We start from the raw sequence: 14776 nt of genomic DNA on the forward strand, positions 1-14776 counted from the left end.
TCTTCCCCTTATTCGCCGAGCCCGCTCATGTCCTCTTCGATCAAGGCAGTTCTCAAACCGCATCTGCGCGATGTCGGCAGTCTGACTGTGCGGCGGGTGCTGCCTGCAATGGCCGCGCGTCTGATCGGCCCGTTCATTTTCTTCGACCACATGGGCCCGGCGACGCTGGAACCCGGCGTCGGTCTCGACGTGCGTCCGCATCCGCATATCGGCCTCGCCACCGTGACGTTTCTGTTCGAAGGCGCGATCATGCACCGCGACAGTCTCGGCTCGGAGCAGAGAATCGTCCCCGGCGACGTCAACTGGATGACGGCCGGACGCGGCATCGTGCATTCGGAGCGCACGCCCGCCGAAGACCGTGCGAAAGGCCAGACCGTCCACGGCATTCAGACGTGGGTCGCGCTGCCGCTCGAAGACGAAGACGTCGAGCCCTCGTTCGCACACCACGCCGCGCATACGCTGCCGGTCGTCGAGCGCAACGGCGTCACGCTGCGCGTGATCGCGGGCACGGCTTTCGGCGAGAGTTCACCGGTCCGCACATTTTCCGGCACGCTATATGTGGCGGGCGAGTTCGCGCCGGGCAGCGCGTTCGCGCTCGAACCCGAGCACGAGGAACGCGGCGTGTACCTCGTGGAGGGCGACCTGGAAATTGACGGCGCGCCGCTCGAAGTCGGCCAGATGGCCGTGCTCGCGCTCGACGAAACCGTCACGCTCGCCAGCACGCACGGCGCGCGCGTGATGGTGCTCGGCGGCGAAAAGCTCGACGGCGAGCGCTTTATCGAATGGAATTTCGTCGCGAGTTCGCGTGAGAAGATCGAAGCCGCGAAGCTCGCGTGGACGAATCAGGAAATGGGCAAGGTGCCGGGCGAAACCGAATGGATTCCGCTGCCGCAAAAGAAATGAGGACGATGCGCCGCCGTCATGACGCGCATTGAATCCGCGCAGTCCGGCCCCAAGTAACCGACAAACCGCTTTATCGACGAGGATGCAATGGACACCACTCTGGCCACATTTGAAAAGGACGTCATCGCGGCGTCGACACTGGCCCCTGTGCTGGTCGATTTCTGGGCGCCGTGGTGCGGCCCCTGCAAGACGCTCGGCCCGATGCTGGAAAAGCTCGAGGCCGAGGCCGGCGGCAAATGGAAGCTCGTCAAGGTGAATGTGGACGAGAACCAGGAGCTCGCCGCGCACTTCCAGGTGCGCAGCATTCCGCACGTCATGGCATTCGCGGACGGACGGCCGGTCGATCAGTTCGTCGGCGTGCTGCCTGAAGGGCAACTGCGCGAATTCATCGAACGGCTCGTGCCGCAAGGCGCGGACGCCGCGCGTCTGGAAGCGCAGGCCGCGCTGGCGGAAGGCCGCCGTGAAGACGCTTACGAGGCGTTGGAGGCTGCGCTCGCCATCGATCCGGGCTTCGACGAAGCGCGCCTCGACCGCATCGAGATGCTGCTCGACGACAACCGTATCGACGAGGCACGCAACGAAGTCGATCTGCTGTCGCCGAAAACGACGCAGGGCATCGACGCGCGCTTCAACGCGATCAAGACGCGCCTCGACGCCGTGGACGCCGCCGCCGACCTGCCGCCTACCGACGCGCTGGAAGCCCGCGTCGCGAGTCATCCGGAGGACCTCGAAGCGCGCTTCGATCTGGCGAGCGCATTCATCGCGCGCCGTAAATATGCGGCGGCACTCGAGCACCTTCTTGCGATCGTGCAGACAGACCGTACGTTCCGCGACGATATCGGCCGCAAGACGATGCTCTCGGTATTCGATCTGGCCGCGCATCAGCCGGAGCTGGTCGCGCAATGGCGGCGCAAGCTGAGCGCCGCGCTGAACTAAGCAATGTAGCTTTCGCGCGCGCGTGGCACGGCGGGCGGCCGGGCGCCGCGCGTCGCCGGCGGCTATTTGCTGCGCTTCTCGCAGGCAGGCACTACCCCGCCTGTTTCGCCAGCGCGCGCAACACATGCGCGGCCGCGGCGAAACCAAAGCTCGCCGTCACGCACACGCTCGAACCGAAGCCCGCGCAGTTTAGGCCCACCGGCCCCGTATGTCCGGGAGACGTGGTGACATGCTCTGCCTGCTCGTCGATATCGCAGACCGCGGCTTCCGGATAGATGAGCGGCTCGTCCGAATACACGGCGCTCACCTTGAATTTCGCTTTGGGCCCGCGCGGGAAACCGTGCTGCTTGCGCAACTGCCCGCGCACTTTGGAGAGCAGCGGGTCCTGAATCGTCAACGCAAGATCGTCGATGCGAATGCGCGTCGGGTCGAGTTGCCCGCCCGCCCCGCCAATCGTGATCAACGGCTGCTGGCGCTCGACGCACCACGCGATCAGCGCGGTCTTGGTGCGCACGCTGTCGATCGCATCGATCACATAGTCGAAGCCGCCACCGAGCGTCGCGGAGAAATTGTCGGGCTCGACGAAGTCTTCGACGACGCGCACGTCGCAAAACGGATTGATTGCGGCGATGCGCTCGGCCATCGCTTCGACCTTCGGTTTTCCGTAGTTGCCGTCGAGCGCGTGAATCTGTCGGTTCGTGTTGCTCTCCGCGACGTTGTCGAGATCGATCAGCGTGAGCGTGCCGACGGCGCTGCGCGCCAACGCTTCCGCTACCCACGAACCGACTCCGCCAATGCCGATTACCGCGACATGCGCGTCTTCGAAAGCGGCGAGCGCCGGCGCGCCGTACAGACGCGCAATGCCGCCGAAGCGCCGCGCACGGTCGGCGGTTTCACTCCCGTCGAGGCTGGTAGTAAGATCGGAATGCGCGGTGGTCGACATGATGGGACTCGTTGAACAGGCAGAGAAGAGAAGGCGCAGGTAACTCGCGCAGCCCGTATTTTGCCTGAACGCATCGATTCGCATTGCCGCAGCAATGTCCCTGCATTGAACCGGCACACTGACCGCGAAGCGCGCGCAGCGGGCGTCACGCTTGATCTGGCTGCGCGCAAAAAATTGCCGCCTTAGCTATACTGGCCTGACTGTAGCGTTCGCATAAGAACATGACCTCACTCGCCGAGCTTCGAAAAAACTATTCGCTGGGTTCTCTGGACATCGGCGACGTGGACCGCAACCCGTTCCGGCAATTCGACCTCTGGTTTCAACAGGCTGTGGAGGCGAAACTGCCCGAGCCGAATACCATGACGCTCGCCACCGTAGACTCGCGCGGCCGACCTTCGGCGCGCATCGTGCTGATCAAGGGCGTCGACGAGCGCGGCTTCGTGTTCTTCACCAATTACGAAAGCCGCAAGGGCCGCGAGCTGGCCGCGAATCCTTACGCAAGCCTGCTCTTCTACTGGATCGAGCTCGAGCGCCAGGTGCGCATCGAGGGGCGCGTCGTCAAAACAAGCGCGGAAGAAAGCGACGCCTATTTCGCGTCGCGCCCGCTCGGCTCGCGCATCGGCGCGTGGGCGTCAAACCAGAGTCAGGTGATTGAAAGCCGTTCCCAGCTCGAAACGCGCGAACGTGAAATGCGCCTGCAATACGGCGATGAACCGCCGCGTCCGCCGCATTGGGGCGGCTATCGTTTGGTGCCCGAAGCAATCGAATTCTGGCAGGGCCGGCCGTCGCGTCTGCACGACCGCCTGCTTTACACGCGTTCGAGCGAAAACAGCGACTGGCAGATCGCCCGTCTGTCGCCCTGAATCTGAATCAACAACATCGTCAGCACGCTGCCAATGCAGCAGCGCGCGGCGAAGATCGCATCGCGCGGCATGGGAGTCGAGCCGAACCGGATTGCGGTCTACACAAGCTTCGCTTTAATTCAACGGACACGGAGAAATCGCATGTTCTGGGAGAAAAAGCTGGCGCAGTGGGTGGAAGAAGTAAAAACCAAGGCTGACTTACCGGCGCGTCTCGTGCTGTGGGACGGCCAGCAGCACGACTTTGGGCGGTTCGCCGCACCTCAGGTCACGCTGCACGTCAAGAGCGCGACGGCGCTGCCCTATCTGCTCGAACCGAGCCTCGACAATCTCGGCGAGGCCTACGTCAAGGGCAAGATCGACATCGAGGGCAAGCTCTCGGACATCATCAACGTGGGCTATCAGCTCGCGCGCAATACGGTCAACAGTGCGGGGAAGCTCGCGCGCGTGCGGCGCTATTTCCAGCATTCGAAAGCGTCGGATAAAAAGGCGATCCAGTATCACTACGACGTCTCGAACGAGTTCTACAAGCTCTGGCTCGACGAGAACATGGTGTACTCGTGCGCCTACTTCGAGAACGGCGACGAAGACCTGGCCACCGCGCAGCTGAAGAAAATCGACCACATCCTCACCAAGATCCAGGTGCAGCCGGGGCAGCGCCTGCTCGACATAGGCTGCGGCTGGGGGGCGCTCGTGCTGCGCGCGGCGCAGAAATTCGGCGCGCAATGCGTGGGCGTGACGCTGTCGCAAAACCAGTTCGACCTCGCCACCGCGCGCGTGAAAGCCGCGGGGCTCGAGAACCAGATCGAGATTCGCCTGCAGGACTACCGCGACGTCGAGGGGCAATTCGACCGGATCACGAGCGTGGGCATGTTCGAGCACGTGGGCCGCAAGAACCTGCCCGGCTACTTCAGGAAAATGCACGACCTGCTCGCCGACGACGGCATCGCGATGAATCACGGCATCACGTCGAGCGACTCGGACAGCGGCGAGACGGCGCTAGGCGGCGGCGAGTTCATCGACCGTTATGTGTTTCCGGACGGCGAGCTGCCGCACATCAGCCTCGCGCTCGAGTCGATGCAGCGTGGCGGCCTCGAAGCGGTTGACGTGGAAAGCTTGCGCCGTCACTATGCGCACACGCTCGACATCTGGGCGGAAAATTTCGAGGCGCGCGCGGAAGAAGCGCGCAAGCTCGTCGACGACGAAAAATTCCGCATCTGGCGCGTGTACCTGGCCGGCTGCGCGTATGCATTCGAAAACGACGACGTCTCGATCTATCAGGTCGTCTGCCGCAAGGCCGGCCGCAGCGCGAAAACCCTGCCGTGGTCGCGCCGCTACATGTACGAGAAACCGCTGTGACGTGAGCGCCGCGGCGCCGTGCTGAAGCGTGCCGCCGCGGCGTACACCACTGAACAGCAGGTCGAATCTCGATGGGCCAAAGCGGGACAAGCGAAGTTGAAGCGGCGCTCAGGGCGCCAACCGGAGCAGAAGCACAAGAGCAGGCACACGACGAAGCGGTGCAGTTCGATCTGTTCGGGATGCCGGTGGAAGCGGCGCCGGCGGCACCGCAACAACCTCCTGCCGATGCGCCCAAAAAGCGCCGCGCTCGCGAAATACTCGCCGCCCCGCCCTCGCAGGATGTGCTCGCGCTCGCCGCGCAACTGCCCCCGCAAGTGCACCTCGGCACGTCGACATGGTCGTTTCCCGGCTGGAACGGCATCGTCTACGGCGACGAATACAGCAACAGCAAGCTCTCGCGCGACGGCCTCACGGCTTACGGCGCGCATCCGCTGCTGAAGACGGTCAGCATCGACCGCTCGTTCTATCAGGCGCTCACGGTCACCGACTACCTGCGCTATGCCCAGCAGGTGCCCGAGCATTTCCGCTTCATCGTCAAGGCGCCGATGACGATCACCGACGCCACCGTGCGCGCCGAACGCGGCGAGCCGGTGTCGCTGAATCCGTGCTTTCTGAACGCGCAAATGGCGATCGACGACTTCGTGACGCCCTGTCTCGAAGGTCTCGGTGCGAAAGCCGGCGCGCTGGTGTTTCAGCTTCCGCCTCTGCCCGACCAGATGCTCGCGCAGCCGGCGGCATTTATCGAACGGCTGGCCGCGTTCCTGACGGCTTTGCCGAAGCTGCCGCAGGGCACCTGTTATGCGATTGAAATCCGCGATGCGAGTCTCCTGACGCCGCGCTTCATTCGTACGCTGAAAGCGGCGGGCGTGCGCTATTGCGTAGGCATTCATGCGCGGATGCCGGATCCGCTGCGGCAGGCGGCGGCCCTGGCGCTGCTGGACGGCGAGCCGGCGGGCCCGCTGATCGTGCGCTGGAGCCTGCACGGCGGTTTCAAGTACGAGCAGGCGAAGGCGAAGTATGAGCCGTTCGATAAGCTCATCGACCAGGACCCGGCCACGCGCGCGTCGCTCGCGGAACTGGCCGCGCGCTATGCGCTGGCCGGCCAGCCAGTGGTGATCGCGGTCAACAACAAGGCGGAAGGATCGGCGCCGCTAAGTTGTGTCGAGTTGGCGCGGGAGATTATTGACGCGTATCGGCGGCTCGTGCAGGAGCAGGAGCGGGAGCGGCAGCAGGAAATCGAGCAGGAACCGCACGCACGCGCATGACGTCTCGCTGCGGCATGCACCATCCACCGCCCGACGCGCGCCGGACCTCGATCAACCGGCGCGCCTCAACTTGACGCCGCCACCGCGCGACCCGGCTTCCCGCCCGCGTCAACCCGCCTTGATCCGGTGAGCAAACTTCTGACGGAACTTGGCCACTTTCGGCGCGACCACGAACGAGCAGTACCCCTGATTCGGATGCTGCGCGAAATAGTTCTGATGGTAGGCCTCGGCAGGCCAGTAATTGCCGTCTAGTGGCAACACCTGCGTGACGATCTGCCCGTCGTAGATGCGCTGCTCGCCGATTTCCCGGATGGCCTGCAACGCCGCCTCGCGCTGCGCGTCGGAGTGCGTGAAGATGACCGAACGGTATTGCGTGCCGACATCGTTACCTTGCCGGTTCAGCTGCGTCGGATCGTGAATCGCGAAGAAGATGTCGAGAATCTCGCGATAGCTGATCTTCGACGGATCGAAGTCCACCTTGACCACTTCCGCATGGCCCGTCTCGCCATCGCACACCTGCTCATAGGTCGGATGCTGCGTGTGGCCGCCCGCATAGCCCGACTCCACCGAGTTGACGCCGTCGACGCCCAGATAAACCGCTTCGAGGCACCAGAAACACCCGCCACCCAAGGTGGCGATTTCGCCTGTCTGACTCATGCTGCTCGCTCCTTCAAACTCGTGATCGGCCCATGCCGCATCCCTTTTGCCGCAACGCCCATGCCATCGGCGTAGCGTTCCAGCTTAGCCGGTTTTGCACGGCGCCGGTTGCGTCGCGGCCAGTGCGCCGCGATTGCAGTTAAAATTGGGACAAATCGACGATTTTCACTATGACTTTCGAATCATCTGTTTCCCGCCGTGCGCGCGAGAGCTTCAGCGCGGCTTCCAGCGGCCATGCACCGGCGGCTCGCGCGCAATGAAGCAAGCCAGCCCGCCCAACTTCGACCAGCCCGCCTTCCGGCAGGCGCTCAGCCAATTCGCCACGGGCGTCACCGTCATTACAACGCGGGCGTCGTCGGGGCAATTGATCGGCATCACGGCCAGTTCGTTCAATTCGGTTTCGCTGGACCCGCCGCTCGTGCTGTGGAGTCTTGCCACGCGCTCGGCGTCCATGCCGGTGTTTCGTGCGAACAGCCACTATGTAGTCAACGTGCTGGCGGCGTCGCAACTGGATCTATGCAAGCGCTTTGCCACGGTGAAAGGCGACCGCTTCGAAGGGGTATCGCACGCGGCGGGCGACACCGGCATGCCGGTGCTCGACGGCGCGCTGGCGTGGTTCGAATGCCATAACCGCAGCCGTTACGAAGAAGGCGATCACGTGATTTTCGTCGGCGAGGTGGAGCGCTGCGGCGTGCATGAGAATGCCACGGAGATCGCACCGCTCGTCTTTCAGAACGGCCAGTTCCACGGGCTCAAGCCGCTGTAGCGGAGGGGGCGCCTGCAAGCGTGGCCGCCGCAGGCCGCGAGCCTAAGGCAGCCCGCTAAGGCCACACCTCAGCGATCATTGTGCGGCGCGCCGTGCGTGCCAGTGCGCGTGACGAGCGAGACCGGCACGCCCGAATCTTCCTTTAACGTCTGCAGCACGATATTCGATCGGATATCCAGTACGCCGGGCGCCTTGTACAGACGCTGCAGCACGAAATCCGAATAGTGCTTGAGGTTGTGCGCGAGAACCCGCAGCAGATAATGCGTCTCGCCCGTCACGACAAACGCGCCGACCACTTCCGGCCAGTCGCGCAGCGCCTCGGCGAAGCGCTCATGCCAATTCTGCTGTTCGTTGCGCATCGACACCTGTACGAACGCCTCCAGTTCGAAGCCCAGCACTTCGCGGTTCAGACACGCGCGATAGTGCTCGATGACACCTTGTTCTTCCAGCAGACGTAAACGGCGCAGGCACGCCGACGGCGACAGCGAGATGCGCTCCGCGAGATCGAGATTGCTGATTCGTCCTTCCTGCTGAAGCACCGTCAAGATACGGCAATCGGTGGCGTCGAGCGAGATCGCGTTCATTTTCGGTCTCCCTTTCCCATTTGACTCAAATTATGTTCCAAGACCGGGCTCAGAAGGAGATTTTTTCGCAATCACATTTCGCGCCTCTACGCCTATCATTCCCTATAGACATCCACTTGAATGCGGATATGCAAACTCTTTGGGACATCACCCCTGCGGTGGATACCGCGACGCCCGTCTGGCCAGGCGACACGCCGGTCGGCATCGAGCGCGTCTGGCGAATCGAGGCCGGCTCGCCCGTCAACGTCGCGCGGCTCACGCTCTCGCCGCACACCGGCGCGCACGCGGACGCGCCATTGCACTACGACGCACAGGGCGCCGCGATCGGCCAAGTGCCGCTCGACACCTATCTCGGACGATGCCGCGTGATTCACTGCATCGGCGCGTCGCCTGTTGTGATGCCACAACATCTGCAGGACTCGCTGGCCGACCTGCCGCCGCGAGTCTTACTGCGCACTTACGGAAACGCGCCGACCACCGCGTGGGATAGCGGCTTTTGCGCGGTCGCGCCCGACACCATCGACCTCCTCGCGACGAAAGGCGTGAAGCTGGTCGGCATCGACACGCCGTCGCTCGATCCGCAGGAGTCAAAGACCATGGACGCGCATCATCGCATTCGCGCGCACGGCATGGCCATTCTGGAAGGCATCGTGCTCGACGAAGTGGCCCCCGGCGACTACGAACTGATCGCGCTGCCGCTGAAGCTGACCACGCTCGACGCGAGCCCCGTGCGCGCGGTCCTGCGCGCGCTGCCCGACGCGCACTGATTTTTCGCATCGGCCGGGTATCCGCAACCGCCAATCCGCAATCCGCGAACCAACGAGACCATCATGAATCATCGCGAAGAAGCACTGGCGCTCGACAGCGCCGACCCGCTCGCGACATTGCGCGACCAGTTCGCGCTGTCGCCGACCACCATCTATCTCGACGGCAATTCGCTCGGCGTACCGCCGGCCGCCGCCGCGCAACGCGCGCAGACCGTGATCGCCGCCGAATGGGGCGAAGGACTGATCCGCAGCTGGAATGCCGCCGGCTGGTTCGCGCTGCCGCGCCGCCTCGGCAACAAGCTCGCGCCGCTGATCGGCGCGGCGGAAGACGAAGTGGTCGTGACCGATACGATTTCGATCAACCTGTTCAAAGTGCTCTCTGCCGCGCTGAGGCTCGCCGACGCGCGCGATCCGAAGCGTCGCGTGATCGTTTCCGAGCGGTCGAACTTTCCGTCGGATCTGTACATCGCGCAGGGGTTGATCCAGCAGCTCGACCGCGGCTATGAACTGCGTCTCGTCGATGATCCGTCCGAATTGCCCGAGGCAATCGGCGACGACACCGCCATCGCGATGATCACGCACGTGAATTACCGCACCGGCTACATGCACGACATGGCCGCGTTGACGCAACTGATTCACGACAAGGGTGCGCTCGCGCTGTGGGACCTCGCGCATTCGGCTGGCGCGGTGCCGGTCGATCTGAACGGCGTCGGCGCGGACTATGCGGTGGGTTGCACGTACAAGTATCTGAACGGCGGTCCGGGCTCGCCCGCGTTCGTGTGGGTACCCAAGCGTCATCAGAACGAATTTGCGCAGCCGCTTTCCGGCTGGTGGGGACATGCCGCGCCGTTCGAGATGAACCCGACGTATCGTCCCGACCAAGGCGTCGGCCGGTATCTGTGCGGCACGCAGCCGATGGTGTCGATGGCGCTGGTCGAATGTGGGCTCGACGTGTTCCTGCAAACCGACATGCAGGCGATTCGCCGTAAGTCGCTCGCGTTGACCGATCTCTTTATCGAACTCGTCGAAACGCGGTGCAGCGAGTTTCCGCTCAAGCTCGTCACGCCGCGCGCGCACACGCAGCGCGGCTCGCATGCGAGCTTCGAGCATCCGCATGGCTATGAGGTGATGCAGGCGCTGATCGCACGTGGCGTGATCGGCGATTATCGCGAGCCGCATGTGTTGCGCTTCGGCTTCACGCCGCTTTATACGCGCTTCGTGGACGTGTGGGACGCTGTCGAAACGCTGCGCGAGGTGCTCGCGCGTGAGACCTGGCGCGCGCCCGAATTTGCCGCACGCGGCGCCGTGACCTGAGGAGCGCGCAATGAACGATCACATGAAAACACCGGGCTTGCCGGAAGAACAGCCGGCGCAAGGTTGCCCGTTCGGGCATGGACGCGCCGCGTCCGCCGACACTGACGCTGCGGCAGCTAAGGCCTCTTCAGCCGATGGCTGGCACGACGCGCAGCTCGACTTCTCCAGGTCGATGAGTTACGGCGACTATCTGTCGCTCGGAACGGTGCTGAATGCGCAGCACCCGTTGTCGCCCGATCACAACGAGATGCTGTTCATCATTCAGCATCAGACAAGCGAATTGTGGATGAAGCTGGCGCTGTACGAGTTGCGCGCCGCGCTCGACGCGGTGCATCGCGACGAGCTGCCGCCGGCGTTCAAGATGCTCGCACGCGTCTCGCGGATCATGGAGCAGCTCGTGCAGGCATGGAATGTCCTCGCCACCATGACCCCGTCCGAATACACGTCGATGCGGCCATATCTAGGCAGCTCGTCGGGATTTCAGTCTTATCAGTACCGGCAGATCGAGTTTTTGCTCGGCAACAAGAACGAGCAGATGCTAAAGCCGCACTCGCATCGCGCCGATGTGCTTGCGGAGGTCAAGGCTTCGCTGGAGTCACCTTCTTTCTACGATGAAGTGGTGAAGCTGCTCGCGCGTCGCGGATTCGCGATTTCGCCTGCGCGGCTCGAGCGCGACTGGACGCAGCCCACGCTTCACGATGCGTCTGTCGAAGCAGCCTGGCTGGAGGTGTATCGCAATCCCTCGCAGCATTGGGAGCTGTACGAGATGGCCGAGGAACTGGTCGATCTCGAGGATGCTTTCCGGCAGTGGCGATTCAGGCATGTGACGACCGTCGAAAGAATCATTGGATTCAAGCAGGGGACCGGCGGGACCAGCGGGGCGCCTTATTTGCGCAAGATGCTCGACGTGGTTCTGTTTCCTGAGCTTTGGCATGTGAGGACTATGTTGTAGTTGGGGCGTGCGGCGGCGGGCTCACCTGACGAGGAACCCGCCATCAACAGCCAGCGAAACCCCGCTCACCATAGAAGCCGCGTCACTCAACAAAAACATCACCACGGAAGCCACTTCAGCCGGCTCCGCAAAACGCCCCAATGGAATGGCCTTCAATGCAGGCTCACGCTTCGCAGGATCGCTCCACGCCTGGACCGCCATTGGAGTGAGGGTCACCGTCGGATTCACACTATTGGCGCGGATTCCAAACGGCCCAAGCTCGATGCATAAAGACCGCGTAAGTGCATCGAGCGCCGCTTTCGAAGCCGAATAGCTCAAATGATCGTCCAGCGCCACAAGCGACGCCTGGCTGGAAACGTTCACGATGCTGCCCGAGCGCTTCGCCTCGATCATTCCTCGCGCCACATGCTTTGCCACCAGCACTGCGCCGCGTGCGTTCACCGCCATCACGCGATCAAAACTCGAGGCGGTGGTGTCCACCGCTCGCTCGAGCAAGGCGATACCAGCGCAATTCACGAGACCGTCGAAAGCACCGAGCGAGCGGAACGCATCATCAATCGCTGCTTCGTCGCTCACGTCGAGCGTCAACGGCTCGCAGCCGGTCTCCTCCGCAAGACGCGCAAGCTCGTTCACGTTGCGCGCCGCCGCAACGACATTGGCGCCGCTCGCGCACAGCATCTCGACCGTCGCGCGCCCTATTCCACTGGAGGCACCGGTCACGAGAATCGAGCGGCCGGAAAAATCGAAAGTAGCATTCATGATGTTTGCAAGCGGTGCATGACCGGCTTCAACGCCGGATACAGGTCCTTATAGATGCCAAAGCGCTCTCCATATAGCGCCATTCGTCCGGCGTCGGGCTGCGCCCGTTCGACCAGCGTGATCCATCCGCCCTGCGCGGCCTCGCGCGAAATGAGCCCTACGCCTAGCGCCGCAAGCAACGCGGCGCCCATCGCGGCTTCCACTTCCTGCTCGATCGTATAGACCGGATAGCCGGTGATGTCGGCGATGATCTGCATCCACAAGTCCGAATGCGCGGCGCCGCCAACCACGATGAGCTTGTCTTCCAGCGACTGGGCGCCTTGGCGCCCCGCCTCGATGTTGTGCTTCAGTGCAAAGGACACGCCCTCCAGCACCGCGCGATACAGATGCGCCCGCGTATGAAAGAGGCTCAGGCCAACGAATGCGCCGCTCGCCTTTGCGTCCCACACGGGGCTGCGTTCGCCCATCAGATACGGCAAAAACATCACGCCATCCGATCCCGCCGGCACGTTCGAAGCGCTTTCTTCGAGCAGGCGATGCGGATCGCCATGCGGCGTCGCGCGCGCGGCTTCAATCTCCGCATGACAGAACTGCTCGCGATACCACGTCACCGACGCCCCTGCGGTAATCGCACCGCCGAACACATAGATGTCATGTTGGCCGTTGAAAACATGAGGCATGCTTATCAATCCGTGGCGCGCATCGACGCTTTGATTGATGTAGCCCCAGCACATGCTGGTGCCGATCATCGCGACATGCTGGCCGGCGCGGCTTACGCCGGCGGCGAAAGTCGCAACCGCCGCATCCACGCCGCCCGCGACAATCGCCGTACCAGCCGCGAGGCCGAGCTGTTCGGTCCACTGCGACAGCAGACCGCCCACTACCTCCGACGACTCGACCAGACGCTCGGGCATCATCGTCGCGGGAATGCCGAGCATGTCGAGCGCCTCGTCGGACCAGTCGCGCCTCGCAATATCGTAGATGCCGCCGATGTTGCCCGCGGAGCTGTGATCCACGGCAATCTCGCCGGTCAGCATATAGATCACATACGCGTTCGGTGGCAGGAAGTAGCGCGTTTGCGCCCATACGTCGGGCGTGTTATCGCGCAGCCACAGCATCTTCGTATAACCGTAATAGCTGTCCACGCCATTGCCGGTAATCCTGTAGAGCCGGTCGAGATCGACGTTGCCGCGCACCCATTCGACCTGATCGGTCGCGCGCCGGTCCATCCATATCAGGCACGGATAAAGCGGGCGCATTTCGCTGTCGACGGGAATGCCCGAGCCGCCGTACAGGCTGCTCACACACACGGCTTTGATGGAATCCGCCGCGACGCCGGCCTGCTTCGCGGTTTGCACGCACGCGGCGACGCATTCGGTAACGGCCTTGAACCACACGGCCGGCCATTGCTCGGCCCATAGCGGCCTCGGCGTATCCGGCTGATAGCTCGACGCATGCTGCGCCACGATAGCGCCATGCCGATCGACAAGCAGCGCCTTCGTGCTCTGCGTGCCGATATCCACGCCGATGACGTACTCCATACAGCCTCCGTTGTTATGCCGCGCCGATCCCGTAGCGGCGCAAGCTCATGCCCGCGGCTTCATCAGCACCTTGATCGAATCGAGCGAATTGGCAACCTTGATCGCCTCGTCCCATTCTTCCAGCGAAAAACCGTGCGTGACGATGCCCTTCGATGTCACGAGTCCGCGCGCGAGCAGATCGATTGCAATCGGATAGCAATAGGGTCCAAGATGCGCGCCGCGCACATCCAGTTCCTTGCGATCGCCGATCACCGACCAGTCCAGCGTGGTATCCGCGCCAAACACCGAAAACTCGACGAAGCGCCCCAGCTTGCGAATCAGGTCCATGCCCTGATTGACGCCGATCGGCGCGCCGGTCGTTTCAATATAGACGTCGCAGCCGTAGCCGTCAGTCAGCGAATGAATGATCGCGAGCGCGTCGTCCTGCTTGGGATTGATCGTCACGTCTGCGCCGTACTCGCGGGCGAGCGCGAGGCGTTCTTCCACCAGATCGATCACCACGAGTTTCTTCGGCGTTTTCAGGTGCGCGACCTGCGTCATCATCAAACCGAGCGGACCCGCGCCTGCAATGACGACGACGTCATCCAGTTGCAGGTCGCCGCGATTGACCGTGTGAATCGCGCACGCAAGCGGTTCGATGATGGCGGCGTCTTCGAGAGAAATGCCGTCTGGAATCTTGTGGACGATGGCAGTCGGCGGAATGCGCATGTACTCGGCCATGCCGCCGTCCGCGACTTCGCGCTGGAAGCCAAAGATGTTGTGCACTTCGCACATCCAGTACTGGCCGGATTTGCAATAACGGCACTTGCCGCACGGCACGATCTGCTCGGCGATCACGCGGTCGCCGATCTTCACGCCGAAATGCTCGGCCGCGCCTTCGCCAAGTTCCTGCACGAAGCCGAAGAACTCATGCCCCGGAATCACCGGCGCCTTGACCCACGGACTCGGGCCGCCCCAGAACATCTTCGCGCCTGAATGGCATTTGCAGTCGCTCGCGCAGATCCCGCATGCGGCGATGCGAATCACCAGTTCGTGCGCTCGCGCGCGCGGCCTCGCCACTTGTTCGACGCGATAGTCCTTCGGCGCGTGGCAGACAATCGCCGTCATGTTCTGCTTGTCGGATGGAGTGAATTCATTCGTCATTGCATGATCCTGCCGGAAGTGGAAATC

Annotated in this window: 15 protein-coding genes; 9 read left to right on the forward strand and 6 right to left on the reverse strand. The window is 63.1% G+C overall.

Features of this window, described 5'->3' with window-relative positions:
• Positions 1–27: 27 nt before the first annotated feature.
• Both A3AC_RS0125640 and trxA read left to right on the forward strand, forming a co-directional pair.
• Positions 28–903, forward strand: coding sequence for a pirin family protein (locus A3AC_RS0125640; protein WP_025602299.1), 876 nt, complete (start codon positions 28–30; stop codon positions 901–903).
• Positions 904–990: 87 nt separating this feature from the next.
• On the forward strand, positions 991–1839 hold the full coding sequence (trxA, locus tag A3AC_RS0125645; RefSeq protein WP_025602300.1) for a thioredoxin: 849 nt from the start codon (positions 991–993) through the stop codon (positions 1837–1839).
• 91 nt (positions 1840–1930) lie between these two features.
• Here the strand turns inward: trxA and tcdA are convergent, their stop codons facing one another.
• Positions 1931–2782, reverse strand: coding sequence for a tRNA cyclic N6-threonylcarbamoyladenosine(37) synthase TcdA (gene tcdA, locus A3AC_RS0125650; protein ID WP_025602301.1), 852 nt, complete (start codon positions 2780–2782; stop codon positions 1931–1933).
• Positions 2783–3003: 221 nt separating this feature from the next.
• On the opposite strand from tcdA, the gene pdxH reads away from it, so the two are divergent.
• The 3 genes from pdxH to A3AC_RS0125665 all read left to right on the forward strand — a co-directional run bounded on the left by pdxH (position 3004) and on the right by A3AC_RS0125665 (position 6266).
• On the forward strand, positions 3004–3645 hold the full coding sequence (gene pdxH / locus A3AC_RS0125655; protein ID WP_025602302.1) for a pyridoxamine 5'-phosphate oxidase: 642 nt from the start codon (positions 3004–3006) through the stop codon (positions 3643–3645).
• Positions 3646–3786: 141 nt separating this feature from the next.
• Entirely contained in the window at positions 3787–5001 is a 1215-nt protein-coding gene (locus A3AC_RS0125660; protein ID WP_025602303.1) for an SAM-dependent methyltransferase, read from the forward strand.
• 71 nt (positions 5002–5072) lie between these two features.
• Positions 5073–6266: a DUF72 domain-containing protein gene (locus A3AC_RS0125665; RefSeq protein WP_025602304.1), complete on the forward strand. Its 1194-nt coding sequence runs from the start codon at positions 5073–5075 to the stop codon at positions 6264–6266.
• A 108-nt stretch (positions 6267–6374) separates the two neighbouring features.
• Here the strand turns inward: A3AC_RS0125665 and msrA are convergent, their stop codons facing one another.
• Positions 6375–6923 carry a peptide-methionine (S)-S-oxide reductase MsrA gene (gene msrA, locus A3AC_RS0125670; RefSeq protein ID WP_025602305.1) on the reverse strand — a complete coding sequence of 183 codons (549 nt, stop codon included), beginning with the start codon at positions 6921–6923 and terminating at the stop codon, positions 6375–6377.
• 256 nt (positions 6924–7179) lie between these two features.
• On the opposite strand from msrA, the gene A3AC_RS0125675 reads away from it, so the two are divergent.
• Positions 7180–7689, forward strand: coding sequence for a flavin reductase family protein (locus A3AC_RS0125675; RefSeq protein ID WP_025602306.1), 510 nt, complete (start codon positions 7180–7182; stop codon positions 7687–7689).
• 68 nt (positions 7690–7757) lie between these two features.
• On the opposite strand, the gene A3AC_RS0125680 is transcribed toward A3AC_RS0125675, so the two are convergent.
• Positions 7758–8273 carry an Lrp/AsnC family transcriptional regulator gene (locus tag A3AC_RS0125680; protein ID WP_013340345.1) on the reverse strand — a complete coding sequence of 172 codons (516 nt, stop codon included), beginning with the start codon at positions 8271–8273 and terminating at the stop codon, positions 7758–7760.
• 128 nt (positions 8274–8401) lie between these two features.
• Here A3AC_RS0125680 and kynB point away from each other — a divergent pair, with 128 nt between their 5' ends.
• From kynB to kynA, 3 genes are all read left to right on the forward strand, one after another.
• Positions 8402–9040, forward strand: a complete 639-nt coding sequence (gene kynB, locus A3AC_RS0125685) for an arylformamidase (protein WP_025602307.1) — start codon at positions 8402–8404, stop codon at positions 9038–9040.
• Positions 9041–9103: 63 nt separating this feature from the next.
• Positions 9104–10354 carry a kynureninase gene (gene kynU, locus A3AC_RS0125690; protein WP_025602308.1) on the forward strand — a complete coding sequence of 417 codons (1251 nt, stop codon included), beginning with the start codon at positions 9104–9106 and terminating at the stop codon, positions 10352–10354.
• Between the two features lie 10 nt (positions 10355–10364).
• Complete coding sequence (gene kynA / locus A3AC_RS0125695; protein ID WP_025602309.1) at positions 10365–11306, forward strand: tryptophan 2,3-dioxygenase; 942 nt, start codon at positions 10365–10367, stop codon at positions 11304–11306.
• Positions 11307–11327: 21 nt separating this feature from the next.
• Here the strand turns inward: kynA and A3AC_RS0125700 are convergent, their stop codons facing one another.
• Genes A3AC_RS0125700 through A3AC_RS0125710 form a run of 3 tightly spaced genes read right to left on the reverse strand, consistent with a single transcriptional unit; the run spans position 11328 to position 14749 of the window.
• On the reverse strand, positions 11328–12065 hold the full coding sequence (locus tag A3AC_RS0125700; protein ID WP_025602310.1) for an SDR family oxidoreductase: 738 nt from the start codon (positions 12063–12065) through the stop codon (positions 11328–11330).
• Positions 12062–13606, reverse strand: a complete 1545-nt coding sequence (locus tag A3AC_RS0125705; RefSeq protein ID WP_025602311.1) for an FGGY-family carbohydrate kinase — start codon at positions 13604–13606, stop codon at positions 12062–12064. The genes A3AC_RS0125700 and A3AC_RS0125705 overlap by 4 nt, the downstream gene beginning before the upstream one ends.
• Before the next feature lie 45 nt (positions 13607–13651).
• Positions 13652–14749, reverse strand: coding sequence for an alcohol dehydrogenase catalytic domain-containing protein (locus A3AC_RS0125710; RefSeq protein ID WP_025602312.1), 1098 nt, complete (start codon positions 14747–14749; stop codon positions 13652–13654).
• Positions 14750–14776 lie beyond the last annotated feature (27 nt).

This window comes from Burkholderia sp. WSM2230, from assembly GCF_000472445.1.
In the GTDB taxonomy this organism is placed as follows: Bacteria; Pseudomonadota; Gammaproteobacteria; order Burkholderiales; family Burkholderiaceae; genus Paraburkholderia.

Excerpts from the sequence above, each read along its gene's own strand:
- A3AC_RS0125640 (WP_025602299.1), top strand. The coding sequence starts at position 28 with ATGTCCTCTTCGATCAAGGCAGTTCTCAAACCGCATCTGCGCGATGTC.
- trxA (WP_025602300.1), top strand. The coding sequence starts at position 991 with ATGGACACCACTCTGGCCACATTTGAAAAGGACGTCATCGCGGCGTCG.
- tcdA (WP_025602301.1), bottom strand. The coding sequence starts at position 2,782 with ATGTCGACCACCGCGCATTCCGATCTTACTACCAGCCTCGACGGGAGT.
- pdxH (WP_025602302.1), top strand. The coding sequence starts at position 3,004 with ATGACCTCACTCGCCGAGCTTCGAAAAAACTATTCGCTGGGTTCTCTG.
- A3AC_RS0125660 (WP_025602303.1), top strand. The coding sequence starts at position 3,787 with ATGTTCTGGGAGAAAAAGCTGGCGCAGTGGGTGGAAGAAGTAAAAACC.
- A3AC_RS0125665 (WP_025602304.1), top strand. The coding sequence starts at position 5,073 with ATGGGCCAAAGCGGGACAAGCGAAGTTGAAGCGGCGCTCAGGGCGCCA.
- msrA (WP_025602305.1), bottom strand. The coding sequence starts at position 6,923 with ATGAGTCAGACAGGCGAAATCGCCACCTTGGGTGGCGGGTGTTTCTGG.
- A3AC_RS0125675 (WP_025602306.1), top strand. The coding sequence starts at position 7,180 with ATGAAGCAAGCCAGCCCGCCCAACTTCGACCAGCCCGCCTTCCGGCAG.
- A3AC_RS0125680 (WP_013340345.1), bottom strand. The coding sequence starts at position 8,273 with ATGAACGCGATCTCGCTCGACGCCACCGATTGCCGTATCTTGACGGTG.
- kynB (WP_025602307.1), top strand. The coding sequence starts at position 8,402 with ATGCAAACTCTTTGGGACATCACCCCTGCGGTGGATACCGCGACGCCC.
- kynU (WP_025602308.1), top strand. The coding sequence starts at position 9,104 with ATGAATCATCGCGAAGAAGCACTGGCGCTCGACAGCGCCGACCCGCTC.
- kynA (WP_025602309.1), top strand. The coding sequence starts at position 10,365 with ATGAACGATCACATGAAAACACCGGGCTTGCCGGAAGAACAGCCGGCG.
- A3AC_RS0125700 (WP_025602310.1), bottom strand. The coding sequence starts at position 12,065 with ATGAATGCTACTTTCGATTTTTCCGGCCGCTCGATTCTCGTGACCGGT.
- A3AC_RS0125705 (WP_025602311.1), bottom strand. The coding sequence starts at position 13,606 with ATGGAGTACGTCATCGGCGTGGATATCGGCACGCAGAGCACGAAGGCG.
- A3AC_RS0125710 (WP_025602312.1), bottom strand. The coding sequence starts at position 14,749 with ATGACGAATGAATTCACTCCATCCGACAAGCAGAACATGACGGCGATT.